The sequence below is a fragment of the Lysinibacillus sp. A4 genome, assembly GCF_024919535.1.
Taxonomy (GTDB): Bacteria; Bacillota; Bacilli; order Bacillales_A; family Planococcaceae; genus Lysinibacillus; species Lysinibacillus capsici.
This window is the reverse complement of the sequence record NZ_JANWTB010000004.1, coordinates 467,395-482,323: the sequence shown is the minus strand read 5'-3', so window position 1 is coordinate 482,323 and position 14,929 is coordinate 467,395. Positions and strand designations below refer to the sequence as shown.

The 14,929-nt window shown below is 37.6% G+C and carries 14 protein-coding genes and 1 riboswitch; of the genes, 9 read left to right on the top strand and 5 right to left on the bottom strand.

The window, feature by feature from the left end; translation table 11 throughout:
• The first annotated feature begins 48 nt into the window (after positions 1–48).
• The 4 genes from NY607_RS11045 to NY607_RS11030 all read left to right on the top strand — a co-directional run bounded on the left by NY607_RS11045 (position 49) and on the right by NY607_RS11030 (position 3,918).
• Positions 49–1,002 (top strand): hypothetical protein, encoded by a 954-nt coding sequence (locus NY607_RS11045; protein WP_066036220.1) that lies wholly within the window; start codon positions 49–51, stop codon positions 1,000–1,002.
• A gap of 134 nt (positions 1,003–1,136) precedes the next feature.
• Positions 1,137–2,252, top strand: coding sequence for a M20/M25/M40 family metallo-hydrolase (locus NY607_RS11040; protein WP_048392312.1), 1,116 nt, complete (start codon positions 1,137–1,139; stop codon positions 2,250–2,252).
• Positions 2,253–2,275: 23 nt separating this feature from the next.
• Positions 2,276–2,764: a chemotaxis protein CheW gene (locus tag NY607_RS11035; RefSeq protein WP_004231214.1), complete on the top strand. Its 489-nt coding sequence runs from the start codon at positions 2,276–2,278 to the stop codon at positions 2,762–2,764.
• A gap of 137 nt (positions 2,765–2,901) precedes the next feature.
• Positions 2,902–2,993, top strand: a riboswitch (cyclic di-GMP riboswitch).
• A 43-nt stretch (positions 2,994–3,036) separates the two neighbouring features.
• Positions 3,037–3,918, top strand: coding sequence for an amidase (locus NY607_RS11030; RefSeq protein WP_259419681.1), 882 nt, complete (start codon positions 3,037–3,039; stop codon positions 3,916–3,918).
• Positions 3,919–3,963: 45 nt separating this feature from the next.
• Here NY607_RS11030 and nspC read toward each other — a convergent pair whose 3' ends face one another.
• The 3 genes from nspC to NY607_RS11015 form a co-directional block, all read right to left on the bottom strand.
• Complete coding sequence (nspC, locus tag NY607_RS11025) at positions 3,964–5,103, bottom strand: carboxynorspermidine decarboxylase (protein ID WP_259419680.1); 1,140 nt, start codon at positions 5,101–5,103, stop codon at positions 3,964–3,966.
• Positions 5,100–6,329 (bottom strand): saccharopine dehydrogenase family protein, encoded by a 1,230-nt coding sequence (locus NY607_RS11020; protein ID WP_048392314.1) that lies wholly within the window; start codon positions 6,327–6,329, stop codon positions 5,100–5,102. Before NY607_RS11020 ends, nspC begins: the two co-directional genes overlap by 4 nt.
• A 445-nt stretch (positions 6,330–6,774) precedes the next feature.
• Entirely contained in the window at positions 6,775–6,981 is a 207-nt protein-coding gene (locus NY607_RS11015) for a hypothetical protein (RefSeq protein ID WP_131521562.1), read from the bottom strand.
• 202 nt (positions 6,982–7,183) lie between these two features.
• On the opposite strand from NY607_RS11015, the gene NY607_RS11010 reads away from it, so the two are divergent.
• The 3 genes from NY607_RS11010 (at position 7,184) to NY607_RS11000 (ending at position 10,477) form a co-directional block, all read left to right on the top strand.
• On the top strand, positions 7,184–8,896 hold the full coding sequence (locus NY607_RS11010; RefSeq protein ID WP_131521561.1) for a methyl-accepting chemotaxis protein: 1,713 nt from the start codon (positions 7,184–7,186) through the stop codon (positions 8,894–8,896).
• A 105-nt stretch (positions 8,897–9,001) separates the two neighbouring features.
• Positions 9,002–9,730: a tetratricopeptide repeat protein gene (locus tag NY607_RS11005; RefSeq protein WP_259419679.1), complete on the top strand. Its 729-nt coding sequence runs from the start codon at positions 9,002–9,004 to the stop codon at positions 9,728–9,730.
• A gap of 114 nt (positions 9,731–9,844) precedes the next feature.
• Entirely contained in the window at positions 9,845–10,477 is a 633-nt protein-coding gene (locus NY607_RS11000; RefSeq protein WP_048392317.1) for a LysE family translocator, read from the top strand.
• Positions 10,478–10,507: 30 nt separating this feature from the next.
• Here the strand turns inward: NY607_RS11000 and NY607_RS10995 are convergent, their stop codons facing one another.
• Together NY607_RS10995 and NY607_RS10990 are read right to left on the bottom strand one after the other, a co-directional pair.
• Positions 10,508–11,557: a Cj0069 family protein gene (locus NY607_RS10995; protein WP_112118333.1), complete on the bottom strand. Its 1,050-nt coding sequence runs from the start codon at positions 11,555–11,557 to the stop codon at positions 10,508–10,510.
• 160 nt (positions 11,558–11,717) lie between these two features.
• Positions 11,718–12,635, bottom strand: a complete 918-nt coding sequence (locus tag NY607_RS10990) for a DMT family transporter (RefSeq protein ID WP_259419678.1) — start codon at positions 12,633–12,635, stop codon at positions 11,718–11,720.
• 106 nt (positions 12,636–12,741) lie between these two features.
• Between NY607_RS10990 and NY607_RS10985 the strand changes: the two genes are divergently transcribed.
• Positions 12,742–13,635 (top strand): AraC family transcriptional regulator, encoded by an 894-nt coding sequence (locus NY607_RS10985; RefSeq protein ID WP_259419677.1) that lies wholly within the window; start codon positions 12,742–12,744, stop codon positions 13,633–13,635.
• Positions 13,636–13,733: 98 nt separating this feature from the next.
• Complete coding sequence (locus tag NY607_RS10980; protein ID WP_103118400.1) at positions 13,734–14,777, top strand: beta-carotene 15,15'-monooxygenase; 1,044 nt, start codon at positions 13,734–13,736, stop codon at positions 14,775–14,777.
• Positions 14,778–14,929: the final 152 nt, after the last annotated feature.

The window sequence follows — 14,929 nt, the reverse complement described above, 5'->3', positions numbered from 1 at the left end:
ACATTTTTGTATGTCATCCGTACTGATAGATATGAGGAGTTGAGATGAATGGAATGGCAGCAATTACAAACAGAGCAAGAAAAGATTCATGCACAACTTAGAAAAGCATCTAGATTAAACGAACAAAATCAGTTAATTGATGGGCAAATTAAACATACACAACAGGAAATAGACACTCATACAGCAGCACTCCACCAAATTCGATCCAAACTTGATAAATTGGATGGTTTCTCGTTTATGAATATGATTCGTACATGGACAGGGCAACAAGATGAACTGAGGGCAGAAAAAATTGATAAGGCGGCAGTACTTGAATTAAAGCTGAATGAAGCAAAGAAAATGCAAAATGATTTAGCAGAGGACAACGTGCAAGTGATGAATCAGCTTGCCCAGATTGATGAAAATGCGCTACAGCAATCACTTCAACAGGTCTACCTTAAAAAGAAGAAGTATTTACAGATTCATGATGCTGCCCAAGCAGAAAGGCTAGAGCATTTAGCACATGAGGAAATGCTAACAAAGCAGCTCATTAGAGAAATTAAAGAGGCGGAGGAAGCGGGAGAAGTAGCTCTTACAAGGCTAGGGCAAGCAGCAGCTTCATTACATTCGGCCAATGGATATTCCACATGGGATACATTTTTTGGCGGTGGGCTGATTGCTACGCACTTAAAGCATGATGCACTCGATCAGTCTGAAAACTATTTACATAGTGCTCAAATTGCGTTACAACGGTTTCATAATGAATTATTAGATGTTCATGAAATGTCTACGAAATCGCTGCATATTGAAACAGATGGGTTTGTTAAGTTTGCTGATTACTTTTTTGATGATATTTTTTCAGCATGGTCTGTTCATTCTAAAATCTCGACAGCAAGGGAACAGGTCTCGCGTGTTCAAGATGATGTACATAATACGATTTGGCGCTTACAGGATAAACATAATAAAGCTGTCAACTACCTACAATCATTAGAAAAAGAAAAAGAGCTTATTTTCAATGACTAGGGAAAGTCTGAGATTTTTCTCAGACTTTTTATTTTGGTAGTATTGTTCAATGATTTCAACTCTTCTGACGTTGTGCTAAAATGATACATATACTATAACGTGGAAATACACGTAAACTAAGGGAGTTTTACAACATGACAAGTCGTTTAGTAGAAGAGTTTTTTGAGCTCGTACAAATTGATTCAGAAACAAAACATGAACAACTAATAGCACCAATTCTTGTAGATAAGTTAACTGCACTTGGATTTTCAGTGATTCAAGACGATGCACATACGCGTAATGGACATGGGGCAGGTAATATAATTGCCACATTAAAAGGCACATTGGATGTAGAACCAATCTATTTCACTTCTCATATGGATACTGTCGTTCCAGGAAAAGGCATCAAACCGTCTTTACGTGAAGATGGCTATATCGTATCAGATGGTACGACGATTTTAGGTGCCGATGATAAAGCAGGACTAGCTGCTCTATTTGAGATGGTCAAACGTTTGAAAGAGCAAAATATTGCACATGGCGATATTGAATTTATTATTACGGCTGGTGAAGAAAGTGGCCTTGTTGGCGCTAAAGAGTTAGATCCAGCTAACATTAAAGCAAAATATGGATTTGCGGTTGATAGCGATGGCAAAGTTGGTGGTATCGTGACAGCAGCACCATTCCAAGCGAAAATTTTCACAAAGATTATTGGAAAAACGGCACATGCAGGGGTTGCTCCTGAAAAGGGCATTTCTGCCATAACAGTCGCATCAAAATGCATTGCTCAAATGAAACTAGGTCGTTTAGATGAAGAAACAACAGCGAATATTGGGCGTTTTGAAGGTGGACAAGCGACGAATATTGTTTGTGACGAAGTGACAATCCTTGCAGAAGCACGCTCTATAGACAAAGCTAAATTGGATGCGCAAACAAAGCATATGCAAGATACGTTTGAACAAGTAGCTGCTTCTTTAGGCGCACGTGCAGAGGTAGAAGTGAAGCTAATGTATCCAGGCTTCCGTGTAACGGAATCTGATAAAGTAGTTCAGGTAGCTATGGCTGCTGCACGCAATATTGATCGTACACCGACACTAGGCATTTCTGGTGGAGGCTCAGATGCAAACGTCATCGCAGGCTTTGGTATTCCTACAGTTAATTTATCTGTTGGATACGAGGATATCCATACAACAAATGAAAAAATACCAGTAGAAGAACTTGAAAAATTAGCAGATTTACTAGTAGAAATCGTCAAAGAATCGGCGAAAAACTAACAGTCGAATAAGGATGTGACCCTATGGAAAGTGTCAAAGCAGTCGTTTTTGCTTGTGGGACAGAGGAGTATGCTGTGCCTGTGGAGCAAGCGATTTCAATTGAAAAATTAGAGCAAGTAACACCTATTCCTCATTTACCTAACTATCTTCTAGGCTTTACAAGAATTCGCGGTGAGCTTGTACCTGTTCTTGATTTTGAACGCATACTGTACAATCGTTCATCGAATACAGCAACTGCTCGTATCATTGTGTTGAATACAGATGTTGTTAATTATGGATTACTTGTTACAGAAGCACGTGAAATTCTTGATTTCGATGAATCAGTACTTCAGCAATTGGGTCTAGTCAATTATAGTAAAACACGCTATTTTACTGCGGTAGCTAATCTTGAAAATCGAATGATAACATATGTTGATCCAAAAATACTGGTTAATTCATTAGAGGGCATTCGAGAAATTATCGATTATTTACACAAAATGCTTGAAAATGAAAAGGAAAACGTAGAGGCTTAAGTACTCTACGTTTTTTTATGTTTGAATAGTAAATTTAACCTGTATTTTGTCGTTTTTACGTGATCATACATGTGACAATTATGCATTATACCTACAGACAAACAATTGCTAACCGCGTATGATAATGATTAAGAAAAAACTGAAAAAGGCAAACTTCACCGAAAGGGAGGGACGCAAAGCCATGAGTCTAAACACTATAATTTCAGTGCAAGATTGTCAGGTTGCCAGGTTCTGTTCTAGGGGCCGTGGCGAGTAGAATGGAGTTAGTTCGTATGAAGAGACAATTAAAAGTATGGACCGCACTAATCGTCATCATGATTAGTTCATTAGCTTTATCAAGTGGAAAGGTTGATGCCATGTCTATACAGGAAAAGGCTACATGGCTGTGGGATACATCCCTCATCATGGATGACCAAGAAAAAATATTATTATTTTTAGAACATAACGATGTCAATAAAGTTTATCTGCAAATCGATCAAGGCATAGCGAGCGATGACTATAAGCATTTTATTAGTAACGCTTCTGACAAAGGTATTCGCATTTATGCATTGGATGGTGCTGCAAGCTGGGTTTCAGCTGAGGGTAGTCGAAGCCAAGATGAATTGTTTAATTGGTTACATACATATAATGAGAATTCAACTGAATCTGAGCAATTTTCTGGGATTCACCTTGATGTAGAACCTTATTTAAATAGTGGATGGAACTTACATCAAGCACAAACGATAGAATCCTATCAAACACTAATAATGAAAGCAAGTGAGAAAGCGAGTCAGTTACAACTTACTTTAGAAGTAGATATGCCATTTTGGTTTGATGAAGTTCCGTATTATAATGAATTTGGAAAAGGGTTATTAGCTGATTGGGTCATTGACCATGTGGATAGTGTGACGATCATGGCCTATCGTGATGCTGCAAAAGATATTATCACTATTGTAGAACATGAAATCGCTTATGCTTCCACTATGAACAAATCAATTGTAATTGGTGTAGAAACAGGCGCTTCAGAGGAAGGGGTAAATATTACTTTTTATGATAATGGAGAAGCCTTTATGAATGAACAGCTTATACTTGTTCAGCAACATTTTTCAAATAATGACGCTTTTCATGGAGTAGCCATTCATTATGTGGAGAATTGGATGACTATGCGTCCATAAAAAAAGCCCTTCCAGTGTTAAACTGGAAGGGCTTTTCTATTGGTATTAGGACAGTCGACCACTGTAGTCCTCGAATTTAAATTCACGAATGATTTTAATACCTTCTTCATCATTATAAGAAACGATAGATGGTAGGTTGACACCGTTAAACATATGGTTTTTAACCATTGAATAATGAGCCATATCTGTGAATACAAGACGATCACCAGGTTTTAATGGCTGTTCAAACGAATAATCGCCAATCACATCACCAGCTAGACATGTTAGTCCGCCTAAGCGATATGTGTGTGCTAATTCATTTGCTTGTCCAGAACCTATAATCATTGGACGGTAAGGCATTTCAAGTACATCAGGCATGTGACATGTTGCTGATGTATCTAAAATAGCAAGATCCATTCCATTTTCTTGAATATCTAGCACCGTTGCTACTAAATAACCTGTATTAAGGGCTACTGCTTCACCTGGCTCAAGATAAACAAGCAGGTTATACTTTTCTTGAATATAATTAATGATGTTCACAAGTTTTTCTACATCATAATCATCACGTGTAATATGGTGACCGCCACCGAAGTTTAACCATTTCATTTGGTGTAAAACATCACCAAATTTTTCCTCAACTACTTCAATAATACGCTCTAATGTATCAGAATTTTGTTCACACATCGCATGGAAGTGTAAGCCATCGATACCATCAAGCTGTGATTTATCAAAGTTAGCCAATGTTGTACCAAGGCGAGAGTTTGTGTAACAAGGATCATAAAGAGCTGTTTCAATTTCAGAGTATTCAGGATTCACACGAATACCACATTCAATTGTTTTACCAGCAGATTTAACTTTATCCTTGAACTGAGCCCATTGGTTAAATGAGTTAAATACGATGTGATCCACATAGCCTAGAAGCTCGTCCATTTCATGCTCAATATAAGCAGGTGCATAAACGTGAACTTCTTTGCCCATTTTTTCATAGCCAAGACGTGCCTCATGCAGTGAGCTAGATGTAATGCCCGCTAAATATTCCCCTACTAGTGGGAATGTTGAATGCATAGAGAAGCCTTTAAGAGCTAATAAAATGCGGCAGCCTGTTCGATCTTGAATTGATTTTAAAAGCTCAAGATTCTTTGTTAATAATCGCTCATCCACTACATAAGAAGGGGATGGAACTTTTGAAAAATCAATTGGTTTCATCGGCTTAATTCCTTTGCATCTAAATCAAGGTCTAATAATTCTGGATTATGGCTTTCTTGCCATGGTAGACCCCATTTATTTAGTGCATCCATGAATGGATCTGGATTGAAATCTTCCACATTCCATACACCTGGTTTACGCCATTCACCGTTCATCACAAGCATTGCACCGATCATAGCTGGTACGCCAGTTGTATAAGAAATCGCTTGTGAACCAACCTCGTTGTAGCACTCTTCGTGGTCACATACATTGTACACATAGTACGTTTTTTCTTTACCATCTTTTAGACCGCGAATGATACAACCGATGTTTGTTTTACCTTTTGTACGTGGTCCAAGTGAAGCTGGATCTGGTAATACCGCTTTAAGGAAGTGGATTGGTTGAATCATTTGCCCTTCGAATTCGATTGGCTCAATTGATGTCATACCTACGTTTTCTAACACTTTTAAGTGTGTTAAGTATTTTTCAGAGAACGTCATCCAGAAGCGGATTTGTTTTAAACCTTTGATATTTTTTGCAAGGGATTCAAGCTCTTCATGGTATAGAAGGTAAATATCTTTTGGTCCGATTTCAGGTAGGTTATACACTTCTTTTTTCTCAAGTGGTGCAGTTTCAATCCACTCGCCTTCTTTCCAGTAACGACCATTCGCTGTAATTTCACGAATGTTAATTTCTGGGTTGAAGTTTGTTGCGAAATGATATCCATGATCTCCCGCATTGGCATCCACGATATCGATATAGTGGATTTCATCAAATTCATGTTTTTGTGCATGAGCTGTGAAAACGCCTGTTACACCTGGGTCAAAACCGCTTCCAAGTAATGCAGTTAAGCCAGCTTTTTCAAACTTCTCTTTATAAGCCCATTGCCATTTATATTCAAATTTTGCCGTTTCAGGTGGCTCGTAGTTTGCAGTATCCACATAGTGCACACCTGTCGCTAAGCAAGCATCCATAATCGTTAAGTCCTGATAAGGTAGAGCCACGTTAATCACTACATCTGGTCCGAAAGCTTTAATAAGCTCAATAACCTCTTCTGTATTGTCTGCGTCTACCTGTGCAGTATGAATTTTTGTTTTTCCGCCGTCTAGTTTTTCTTTTAGAGCGTCACATTTTGAAACAGTTCTACTTGCGATACAAATTTCCTCAAATACGTCCGAATTTTGAACACACTTGTGTACCACAACACTGGCAACTCCGCCAGCTCCGATAATCAATGCTTTACCCAATTGTCTACCCCCAAGTTCATATAAAGTATTGTCAAACAAGCTGATTATACAGAAAATTGATATACTACTCAATCATTGTTTTAAAATTTTCTACAAAAAAATTTATTTTTCTACAACAATTAGACGTATACGGAGGGGAATGCTTCGGAAAAGAAGGGAATCATGAATAAATCTACAACGCCATTTTAGTAAAAATTGAGGAAAATAGCTGTTGTATAGACCTAAATAATTGGTGACGTTACATCAGAACTCATCCTAGATACATCGACATCAAGTAAAAATTTTTCTCAATGAATGTTATGACCTAGTATCTCTTCCGATTGACTATTTGATTCCTGTTACTAAATCATTCCTACTGACTTTACATAAAAAAATCCCTCTATAGAAAGGGAAGGAACCACATTAATCGTGCTACATGTATCTATATACTGGAAAAAGATACATATTATTTCAGAAAACGATTGGATACTTGGTGTTTTTCTTCCCCCCATATATAGAAGAAAACCACAAGCAAAGTACTAAAAAAACCCATCACAAGAGCATACGTACTGAGGGCTACTTCCATTTGACTTTGCATGGCATAAATAAAAATGGCCCCTATTGTTAAGAAGTTTCCTGTAACAATCGATATAAGATGAAAGCGTTTATTCATAGCAAGCCCTCCTATTAGATGAATTGGTAATGCTCAGGATTCAAGATAATTAACTTCAATTATCGCACAATTCAGAACTTTTTCCAATGTTTTTATCTTACTAGAATAATTAAAGATGCTTTTTTAATACATCTTTTTGTAGTATGATGAAAAACAACAGGAATATTCATAGATTATTACAAGAAAGGGGAGAGGATGGATCGTGAAATTACGCAATTCATTAACTTTTCAACTTGGGACGATTATCGCTGGTATTTTAGTGGTGATGCTAGGGATTACTTCGTTCGCTACATACATAACTGCTTACAATAAACTTTATGATGCTGCTGGTGTTGAGGCCTATGGCTGTGCCAATATCACGACAGGTTTGATCAATCCGCAACAATTGGACAAGGCCATTCAAGGCGACAAGGCTGTACAGGAAAGCATTGGGAAAGATTTGAACTGGACAACAGGTCATAAAGATATTTTCCAAACACAATATATTTTATCGTTGGATGGCACATTATTAGCGCTTGATGATCATTTGGCTGAAAAAGGCTATACCCCTGGTGATCAATTTTATTTAGATAAAGAAGCTATTGATATGTTGCTTACACATAAGCATCCAACATACTCACAGCCTTATACCTATGCAGGGATGGACCGTTTATCTGGTTATGCCCCTATTTTTAAAGACCATGATTCCAGTAAAGAGATTATTGCCATTAGTGTCATCGACTTTGATGCCAATATTGTTAAGGAGCGAACTTGGGATGTTGTACGGAATGGGATTTTAATTAGTATTTTCCCTATGCTAATTGCTTCCATTATTACAGGCTTTTTAATCCGTCGTAAAGTAAGACCGATTAGTGTGCTGATTCAGCAGGCGAAAGAAATTGCCAATGGTAATTTAGCTGTACCTGAAACAAAAATAAACAGTAAAGATGAAGTAGCAGATTTAGCGAATACATTAAATCGAATGACAGCTAATTTACAAAATATGATTATGACGATGCGTTCCACTTCTAATACTTTAACGAATAATGCAGATGAAACCGCTTCCACCTTGAACGATATGAGTAATACCATTCAAGGTGTCGCCAATAATATCGAAGAGGTAACAAGTGCCGTGACGGCAGGGATGCATCATGCTGAAAATGCGACAGATGTTCTTACTTCTTTAGCACAGGACCTTCAAATGATTCAAAGCAATGCCAATAACAGTGCTGATAATGCTCGACAAACGATGGAATTAGCAACAGAGGGTGAGCGACTAGCAAAAGATATAAGCAGTGATATGGCATTAATTCACAGCGGATCAGGTGAGGTACGACAAACAGTAGAAAACTTGGTTACATCTGCAACCAAAATTCAAACGATTACAACGTCTATTGCGAACATCGCATCACAAACAAATTTACTAGCACTGAATGCTTCCATTGAAGCGGCTAGAGCAGGAGAGCATGGCAAAGGCTTTGCTATTGTTGCTGAGGAAGTACGGAAGCTTGCTGAACAATCTAATCAAGAGGTATTGCAAGTTGAACAGCTGATTCAGGATATAATGAAGCATGTGCAGCAGGTCATGTCATCTACGAATGATAATACGCAATATATTGAAAAAGGAACAGAGACAGTGCGTCTAACCGCACAATCTTTAGGAAATATTTCTACAGCAGTGGCTGCAACAGTAGAAGAAATGATTACCATTTCTAATGCTATGACCGCTGAAAACGAAAAATCTACACGTATTGTGCAGATGATTCAACAATTAACAGAATCTATTCGTGATATAGAAGAAACGATGAATATGATTACTGTCGCAGCACAGCAAACAACTGCAAGCATTGATGAGGTGGCACATGGCTCTAATGAAACAAATCACATGGCACACACACTCGAACAACATGTAAAGGCGTTTAAATTAAAAGAATAATAGAAAGATTAGGACATATTGGCTTTTGCTTATACTACTTAAATGGTAAACTAGCAATAAGATTTTTCTTTTGCGAAGGTGAGGATTTTAATGGTGGTAAAACAAATGAACGAGCAAGTTCAACAAGTCAATGACTTATTTTTGAGTGGTCAAGTAAAGGAAAGTTATCAACTAGCTAAAGAAATATTGGGCAATGATACAGCGATCGCAGAAGAGGCCTATCAAGTCATTCAGCAGCATGTGGCAATGCTAGAGGCAAATGGGTATGCAAATATGCCTCAGCCTACTGATGACAAAGCAAAGCAAAGTAAGGAACGTACAGATGGTTCGTATCCAGAACGAGATGTTCTCGCAGCTTATATAGGTAGTCAGGATGATGAGCAATTTGGTAAAGTGGTCGATGAATTATTAGCAGGACCTATAGAAGCGCAGGCGAACGCCTATTATACAATGGCAGAATATTATGTCCTTGCAAAAGAACAGGACAAGGCATCAGTGCAGTATGCGGAGGCAATCAAATTGCAGCCCAATAAGGCATTGTATTGGGGAGCATTTGCACAGTTTTTAAATCGCCACGAAGGTAGCCCTTATTTGGCATTAAGACTGATTGAAGAAGCAATACTCCTAGATGGAATGAATCCTCGTTGGCACTATATTCAAGGTAATATATTTTTCCAGCTAGTAGCAGCGACAAAAAATTTAAGTTATTTGCCTGCCTTGGAAGAAGCGTGGGAGAAAGCTAAAAAACGTTGTACAGCTAAGCAAATCTCATTGAAATTGGATTTGGAGAAGTCAAAAGATTTGTTAGCACAATGGAAAAAGCAAATGCTCTAACAGGTAAAAAGACATGTATCTTTTAATAATTATTTCCTTTCAAGTATAATTATGCTATAGTGAAACCATAAACGGACGTATGAAGCTTATCGATGACATGAAAGAAGTGTTTTTTTGAGTTTATATGTAGCGTATGTATTGGTAGGACTTGCCATTGCCATGCCTGTAGGAGCTATTACAGTAGAAATGACAAAGCAAGGACTCAAAAATGGTTTTATGCACGGCTGGGCAGTTGGACTTGGTGGCATGACCATTGATATTGTATTGGTTTTTGCTTTGTATATGGGACTAGCTTCCATCTTGGCTATGCCTTTAATTCAACTACCTATGTGGATTATTGGAGCGGGCTTTTTATTCTTGTTAGGCTATGATTCTATCAAGAACGCTGACCATGATATTACATTGGCAGGAGAAAAAGTAACCAAATCGTTTTTTGCCTCTTATTTTAACGGCTTACTAGTGGCCATTTCGCCTGGTAATCTTGTTTTTTGGGTCAACGTATTTGGTGTGGTGCTAGCAAAATCTTATGGACAAGGGGAGTCAACGAGCTTTTTAATTATTGCTGCTGGTGTTTTAAGTGGAATTTTACTCCACGATATCGGTTTGCTGACCATTGTCTCGGTTACTCGTAAAGCTATGAATCGGAAGATGATTAGGACATTTACAATTGTCGCAGGATTCTTATTGATTGGTTTTGCTTGTTATTTTATCTATGAATTTATACAAGGAATTAAGATTTATATATGAAAAGTGCGATCCCTAAAGATCGCACTTTTTTTATTGCGCAATAGCCTCAGTATGCTCTTTTAAACAAGCTAAAATTTCTTCTGCTACTTCATGCGCTAATGCTAGTTCTGAAGTAAAGCCAACACAAGAACAATTCATCTCACCTAAAATATAGCAATCTTCTCCGACTTCATTGGTATCTAGCATAAAGTCGGCTGTCCAGATTAGCGGTAAATCATAATTGCCTAGTAGGTTTGTTACTTGAGGGAGCTGCTTTAAAAAGTTTTGTACCAGCTCTTGCCAGTCTTCAGGTTTGTCATAGCGATATTGAGCGCCAGAGAATAGAGTTGCACTAAAGGCATCCTCGGTAGCAGCTGGTTTTTTATGTACGACGTGTACAGGATGATCGCGCAACATGAATAAGCGGATTTCGCCTTCTGTAATCCTTGGAAGAAAGCGCATATCGATTAACATACCATTCGTCCCTGTAATATACTGCTCACAAAATGTCATAAAGTCGCCAAGCTGCCAATATTCTACATGATTATCTTTTGCTTCAGTACATTTGATTTGTGCATCAAGTGGCACTTCAGTGATACCCTCTGCTAGCGGTTCCACCAATTTTACACGCCAAATACCTTCTCCAGTTGAACCACGATTTTGCTTCAAAACACGCTCTGTTAAGGCTAAGGAAGTAGGGAATTGTTTTTTGAATGCTTCGATTGTGTAGTAGGCAAATGTATCATCAGGTACTAAATTTGTTGTCGTCAGTTTTGATAATACGTCTTTTGAACCATAGCTAATCATGGCGTCTGGATGTGGCATCCCTATAACGCCAGCTTGGCATAGCTCTCGTAGCATAGCAAAGTACTCATCCTCATGCTGTAAGTTGCCTGGGTTAATGCGAGATACATAGGCAATACCATGTTCCTTAACATAGTGAAAGATTTCCTGCTTTTTTGTGATATCAAAGAAGAGTACCTCTGCATCCTGTCCACGTTGCTGTAGCGCTTCCACCATTGGCATTGTATCTGGGCGATAGCCATCTGGTCCTTTATCTGTGCCGCCTTCCACCTCGAAAAAAATAACTTTTTTATCCATAAAATACCTCCTTATATCTGTTGTTATGTTCAGTATAGTAGACAAATAAGGAGAAAAGATAGATAAAATATGTAAATTTTATGTATAAATTCATATATTATTATCTCGGTAATAGGAGGTATTGACTATTAAAATTCATAACTCCCTTAATTTTCTGTTTTCAAGCTTGCTTTTTCTGAAATACTGTAAGGTATAAAATCATAAGAAGAATTAGCAATGTACCAATAAACTGATAGCCACCAAAAGCAATCTTTAACCACCAAACACTTGTGATGACAGCCATTAATGGTTCAAGACTACCTAGTAGGCTTGACTCCTTTGGTGAAAGATAGTGCAAGCTAGCAATATAAAACCAAAAAGCGAGCATTGTCCCAAAAATAACAATAAAGAGAAAATAGGCAATGGTTGAAAACGTCCAATCAGATAGATCGATAGCCCATGGTGGGTGAGCTATACTCATTACTATACCACCGATGATCATCGACCAGCCGACAACTAGTAATGAATGGAATTGCTGTAAAAGTGGGATGGCATAAATGGTATAAAATGCAACAGAAAGACCAGATAAGATACCCCATAACACAGCCATTAAAGGAACGGACAATGTTGAAAAAGAACCGTTTGTTAATAATAAAAAGGTCCCCACAAGTGTAAGTGACACAGCTATACCATCCTGCTTTGTCAATGGACTTTGCCTCGTTAGAAAGTAATAAGCCATGATAAACAGTGGTGCTAAATATTGCAATAATGTGGCTACAGCTGAATTACCAATAGCGATTGACATCATATAGGTGTATTGGACAGCAAGCATGCCGAGTAGGCTAAATAAAATTTGTCTAAAAGCATTTTGCTTTGTGCGCCATATGACGAAAATGGATTCATGCCGATGGGTCATTTTATATATAGCTATTAGTAACAGACCTGCTAAAAGTAAACGACTAGAAACAAGCCAGCCGACCTCTAAATTGTCCTGCTGAAATAGTCGTTGGGCAACGGTCCCTCCGATTCCCCAGAAACTTGCTCCAAGAATAACTAGTAGAAAGCCCAGTGTACGTTTATTTTGGATAATTTGATTCATCTGTTTACATCTCCTAAACTATCAATATAAGATGATTATAAAGTGATTAAGTGGAAATAAATATCGATTTAATCCAATAAAATATCAATATATTGAGGTGTTAGAGATGCCGTTAACACATATTAAAATTGCCAAGGATTTACAAGAATTAACCTTGCATGGAACAAAAGAATTTCCAGTTGCCTTGTATGAAACGGTTATGCGATTAGAAAGCATGGATTTTCTACCTCTCCATTGGCATAAAGAAATACAATTTGTTTTTATAAAAAAGGGATGTGCTCAGTATCGAGTGGGGACCGACGTTTTTGTTTTGAACCAAGGCGAGGGGCTCTTTATTAATGCCTCTGGATTACATGAAGCAAAGCCTTATCAAATTGAGCAAGCGATCGTTTATTGTGTAAATGTAGATCCAAAGTTAATGGGGGGGCATGAGGGCAGTATCTTTTTCTCAAAATATGTAGAACCGTATATTACAAGAAATCGAATACCTTATGTCAAACTAACAGGAGAGTTGGCACAGAAAGTAGCAACGATTGCGGAATTAATGCGAGAGCAAACCGCTTTTTTTGAGTTAAAGGTACGGAGAGAGCTTCTATTTATTTGGGAATCCATGCTAACCCAATCCTTATTGACAGAACAAATAATGGATTCTGCCACTATTGTGCAGCATGAACGAGCAAAAGCTATGCTAGATTTTTTACATGCACATTATCAGCAGAAAATAGCATTAGAAGATTTAGCTAGCCATGTGTATATAAGTCGCGCTGAATGTAGTCGTTTTTTTAAGAAAATAGTGGGCATGACACCGTTTACCTATTTATGCCAATATCGACTGCGCAAAAGCATAGAATTATTGAAAGGTAATGAGCTATCGATAACAGAAATAGCTGTTAATACAGGCTTTAGTACCGTCAGTTATTATATTGAAAAGTTTAAAGAATACACTGGCTATCCGCCACATGTTTATCGTAAGAAGTTTTTAAGTGTGAAAAATAATTGAACGTGAATGGAAATAGGACCATCTTTTATTCTCAAATTCTATACAAGATGAACCATTTGGCATAAAGTAAAATTATTAGTAGAGAGGGGGCATTGTGAATGATGGTCTTAAAAAGTAAGCAAAATATTTGGCTAGCCTTATTATTAGTGGTATTAGCGAGTAACTATACACTCTATAATACAGGATTTGGCACATCCCTTTTACCTATCGAAACAAATGGTGTTGTCATGGGCTCATTAATTGACTGTATTGTGGTGGTGCCTGTGCTATTTATGCTTTATAAAGGTAAATTTTCATTAAAGCAAGCCATCCTATTAGCTGCAGCTGGCTGTATTGCTGCACGTTTTATCATTCCTATGGAACACCTTCAGCCTTATGTGGCAGTGACATGGGCTGGCTTTGCGATTGAAGGGTCTATTATTCTATTAGAAATTATCCTAGTGGCAACACTTGTACGATACCTGCCAAAAATCCTAGGGGAAGTGCGGAGAAGCTCTTTACCAGATCTCTTTTCATTTTCAAAAGCTGTAGAAAAACATGCACCCAAGCATCCAGTTATTCAGATGATCTGTGCTGATTTATTAGTGCTTTATTATGGTTTCGCGAGTTGGAAAAGACAAGAACGACAAGGTTTATCTTTGCATAAAAATTCTAGCTATATCGCTTTTCAGCTCATGATTATTCATGGGATTGCTATTGAAACGATTGGTATTCACTGGTGGCTACATGAAAAGTCAATGATACTTTCCATTGTGTTGCTTGTTTTTAATATTTATTCAGTAATCTTCTTTCTTGCGGATATGCAGGCTATTCGCCTAAACCCTGTTTATGTCACAAATGATACATTGTACTTATCTCTGGGATTAATGAAACGTACTGAAATTCGTTTTGATCATATTGCTGAAATCATCGAAGACAAGGAGCGGTTAGAGGGAAAATTATCAAAAGATACGATAGACTTTATAGCACGTGATTTTGGTGAGGCCTATCCGCATTTTATTTTGAAAATGAAAGAGCCTGTGGAAGTAACGTTTATGCTAGGGATCAAGAAGCACTATAGTCACATAGCCATTAAAGCAGACCAGGTTCAAGAATTTAGACAAATGCTTGTAGAAGGAATGGCAATGAGCCAACATCATTAAAATTACTTATAAAGTAGTAGTCAATGTTTTGTGATCAAAACATTGACTATTTTTTTATTGATTGATTTTAATACTATTTAAACTAATTTTAACCTTGGAATTTTATAGTTTTAATGTACTGAGAATGATTGATTTACAGGAGGGCTTTGTTT

What these genes read in the sequence shown, in the direction of transcription:
- NY607_RS11045 (WP_066036220.1), top strand. Translation starts at nt 49, where the DNA reads ATGGAATGGCAGCAATTACAAACAGAGCAAGAAAAGATTCATGCACAA.
- NY607_RS11040 (WP_048392312.1), top strand. Translation starts at nt 1,137, where the DNA reads ATGACAAGTCGTTTAGTAGAAGAGTTTTTTGAGCTCGTACAAATTGAT.
- NY607_RS11035 (WP_004231214.1), top strand. Translation starts at nt 2,276, where the DNA reads ATGGAAAGTGTCAAAGCAGTCGTTTTTGCTTGTGGGACAGAGGAGTAT.
- NY607_RS11030 (WP_259419681.1), top strand. Translation starts at nt 3,037, where the DNA reads ATGAAGAGACAATTAAAAGTATGGACCGCACTAATCGTCATCATGATT.
- nspC (WP_259419680.1), bottom strand. Translation starts at nt 5,103, where the DNA reads ATGAAACCAATTGATTTTTCAAAAGTTCCATCCCCTTCTTATGTAGTG.
- NY607_RS11015 (WP_131521562.1), bottom strand. Translation starts at nt 6,981, where the DNA reads ATGAATAAACGCTTTCATCTTATATCGATTGTTACAGGAAACTTCTTA.
- NY607_RS11005 (WP_259419679.1), top strand. Translation starts at nt 9,002, where the DNA reads ATGAACGAGCAAGTTCAACAAGTCAATGACTTATTTTTGAGTGGTCAA.
- NY607_RS10995 (WP_112118333.1), bottom strand. Translation starts at nt 11,557, where the DNA reads ATGGATAAAAAAGTTATTTTTTTCGAGGTGGAAGGCGGCACAGATAAA.
- NY607_RS10990 (WP_259419678.1), bottom strand. Translation starts at nt 12,635, where the DNA reads ATGAATCAAATTATCCAAAATAAACGTACACTGGGCTTTCTACTAGTT.
- NY607_RS10985 (WP_259419677.1), top strand. Translation starts at nt 12,742, where the DNA reads ATGCCGTTAACACATATTAAAATTGCCAAGGATTTACAAGAATTAACC.
- NY607_RS10980 (WP_103118400.1), top strand. Translation starts at nt 13,734, where the DNA reads ATGATGGTCTTAAAAAGTAAGCAAAATATTTGGCTAGCCTTATTATTA.